The 2,990-nt window shown below is 64.5% G+C and carries 1 protein-coding gene; it reads right to left on the bottom strand.

Features of this window, described 5'->3' with window-relative positions:
- Positions 1 to 349: 349 nt before the first annotated feature.
- On the bottom strand, positions 350 to 2,752 hold the full coding sequence (locus DBR20_RS00470; RefSeq protein WP_108264798.1) for an autotransporter outer membrane beta-barrel domain-containing protein: 2,403 nt from the start codon (positions 2,750 to 2,752) through the stop codon (positions 350 to 352).
- Positions 2,753 to 2,990 lie beyond the last annotated feature (238 nt).

Genomic DNA, 2,990 nt, shown 5'->3' with positions numbered 1-2,990 from the left:
CCCACGCACCGCCCGCCATAGGGCGCGGACGGATTGCCTGCCGACGCCGCCCAACAAGGAAAGAGCGACGCCGACAGGCAAGCGTAAACAACACATCAACCTAACGGGATTGCAAGCCCGTGCCACCCGTTGTCGGTGGCGCGCCATGATGTGCACGCAGGTGCTGCTATACCAATCAGAAAAGTTTCAATTTCGAAAACGTTGCAGATGCGTGTCGCATGCGCTGCGCGAAGCCGAGCACACGTGCGCGTGCCAGTTGCGACATTTGTTGTAGAGCCGAGCCCATGCTCGGCTCACCACGATCTGACCGAAGAGCAGCCGAGCATGGCTCGGCGCTACAGAAAGCAGATCACCACTTGTAGGCGACGCTCAGGTTCGCCGTCGCTTCGCGGTACCCGTGGTCGCCGCGCATCACGCCCAGCCCACCCCAGCCACTCAGCCCCGAGCGGAAGTCCACCCGGCCGCCCGCACTGACTTCATAACGGTTGCGCGGCACGCTCGCCTGCAGCACGTCTTCATCGAACGCCATGCCGTTGCTGCTGCCATCGCGGTACCAGTTCACCGCCAGGTACGGACTCACCGCCGCACCCACCGTCGCGCGTGATTCGCCCTGCAGGCGCAGGCCCAAGCGGCCCGACACCCCGTCATCGCCCACACTGCGCACGATGGTGCCGTTGCTCTCTTCGTGCCGATCCGTGCTGGCATCGGTGTACACCAGCTGCAGCTCCGGTTGCAGGCGCAGCGCGGTGTTGCCGATCTGGCCAATGTCGAAGCGGTAGCCGGCTTCCAGCGACGACTGCCAGATGTCCGAGTTGTAGCGCTCGGCGGCCAGGCCTTCGCCCTGCACGCGGTTGCGGAACTGGCCGCGCTGCACGCTGGCATCCACATACAGCGCATCGGCGGTCCAGTTGCCGTACACGCCCAGCGCGCCGCCTTCGACCTTGCCGCGTGCGCTGTAGCCGGTCAGCTGCGAACGCGACTGTGCATCGGCCTGCCCGGCGGTGAGCATCGCACCAACGCGGCCACGGCCGCTGTCGAACACGCCCACGTCTGCACCCAGCTGCAGGCGCGAGCGCTGTACGCGCAGGTCCAGCTGATCCTCAACGGCCGACAGCTTGCTCTGCGTGCCATCCACCCGCGCCCAGCCACGCACGCCCTCGGCCGTTGCATCGCCACCCTGGCGATCACGCCAGCCATGGCGCAGCAGCTGGTCCATGGCGAACTGGTTGGCCAGGTAGGCACCGGCTTCCGGGCGCAGCACCGGCGGCGGCGGGTCGACAGGATCCACCGGGTCGACCGGGTCGATCGGCTTGCACTCGGGCAGGCTCGGGTCCACCACGCACGGGTCCGGGACGGTCGCCAGGGCCGAGCGCAGGTACCAGTTGCCATTGGTATCCTTCACCAGGAAGTACTCGTACTGGCCACCCACCGCACGGCCGACCAGGTCGAACTGCGCGTTGGAGGCGCCACCAATGTCGATCAGCTCGATGCCGCGATCGGTCTTGGCACCGGTGCCGCCCGCATTGAGTACGTGCACGTTGGCCTGGCCGTTGGCATCGCCGGTGATCACCAGCTTGTCGGTGGCCGAGGCGTCGTCGCCCAGATGCGTGTTGAACGCCAGCGTGCCGCCATTGCCGGTGAACGAATCTACAGTGAGGGTGTTGAATGTCGTGCCATCGCCCAGCCCGATGGTGCCGGTGCTGCCCAGTGTCAGCCGGCTGACGTTGCTGTCGCCGGTCAGCAGCCAGGTGCTGTCGCCATCGATGCTGGCCGACGTCACATTGAGGAAGCGGCCGTCGATCTGCGCCTTGTTGCGCAGGATCACATCCAGCGTGCCGTTGGTGACAGTGGCAGGGTCGAAGGTGACGTTGCCGCGGAGTCGGGCATTATCGACAGTAAAATCAACATCGGTGCGCGCGTCGCTGAGGACGTCAGACGCCACCAGCAGCAGGTTGCCATCGCCACCGAGCAGATGGGCGTCGTTGGCCACCGTGATGTCGTAGGTATTGTCCAACAGCGGCAATACATGGATGGCGGCGCCGCGGCCGGACTGCAGGATGGAGTCGTCGACATTCAACCGGATCACACCGGTTGGACTGTCCACGCCCCACAGCAGCGCGCCCACGTTTACCCCGGTAACGCTGGAGCCGTTCACGATGTCGACCGTTCCCGATTGCATGCGCACACCCAGGCCGCTGCTGTGCCAACGGCGAACATTCTGGACGTCCTGCACATCGATGCGAGTGCCGTCGATCCGCGCATAGCGGGTGGCGCCCGTGGCACTTCCCCCATTGATCAGATCGACGCCAATCGCCCTGATTTCGTCTGGTCGCATGTCGGCCGTGCGGACGCTGATGGTACTGCCCACCAGATGAGCCGACGCACCCTCGCCATTCACGGTGATGCCCCCTCCCGCGAACCGGCTGTTGGTGGCTTCGAGTGAGGCATTCCCATAGAGATCGATGGAACTCTGGTTGGTGCGTCCCACGCGAGTGACCTGCGCACCATCGAGAACGATGGTGGAACTGTCACTGGCGATGATCTGGTTGCTCTGCGCCCCGGTGATCGTCAGCTTCGAGCCGTTGATGAGGCGCCAGGCCTCCACCGGATCGCCTGCCACGACCTCCGCGGTCTGGTTGTCCAGGTCGCCGGCATGCGCCATGCCGGCGGGTGCGATGGCCAATGCCAGCAACACGCCCACAGCCAGCGGGCGCGGCAAAGGCAGAGAAGCAGGGGACGAAAGGGCGCTCATGGATTGTCCTTTTAAGTTGGGAAGGTAGAAACAAACTGCCCACAATCCCGCCATTCAGGTGATTGGCATATATGCGTCGCCGACGTGACGATGGCGTGATCGGCAAGTGATGCGAGGAGGGGCAACGACTATCGAGTGGTCGATCGCAATTCTCCCGATCAATGTCGGAAAGGCCCATGCAATAAGTTGCAGTGTGGCGGGATGCGCTTGTTTTTGTCATTGGGCGTTCAGCGACGGC

Origin of the sequence: Stenotrophomonas sp. HMWF023, from assembly GCF_003060985.1 — a bacterium.
Classification (GTDB): domain Bacteria; phylum Pseudomonadota; class Gammaproteobacteria; order Xanthomonadales; family Xanthomonadaceae; genus Stenotrophomonas; species Stenotrophomonas lactitubi.
Note: the sequence above shows the minus strand (reverse complement) of the source record. Positions and strands in the feature narration are given on the sequence as shown.

Excerpts from the sequence above, each read along its gene's own strand:
- DBR20_RS00470 (WP_108264798.1), bottom strand. The coding sequence starts at position 2,752 with ATGAGCGCCCTTTCGTCCCCTGCTTCTCTGCCTTTGCCGCGCCCGCTG.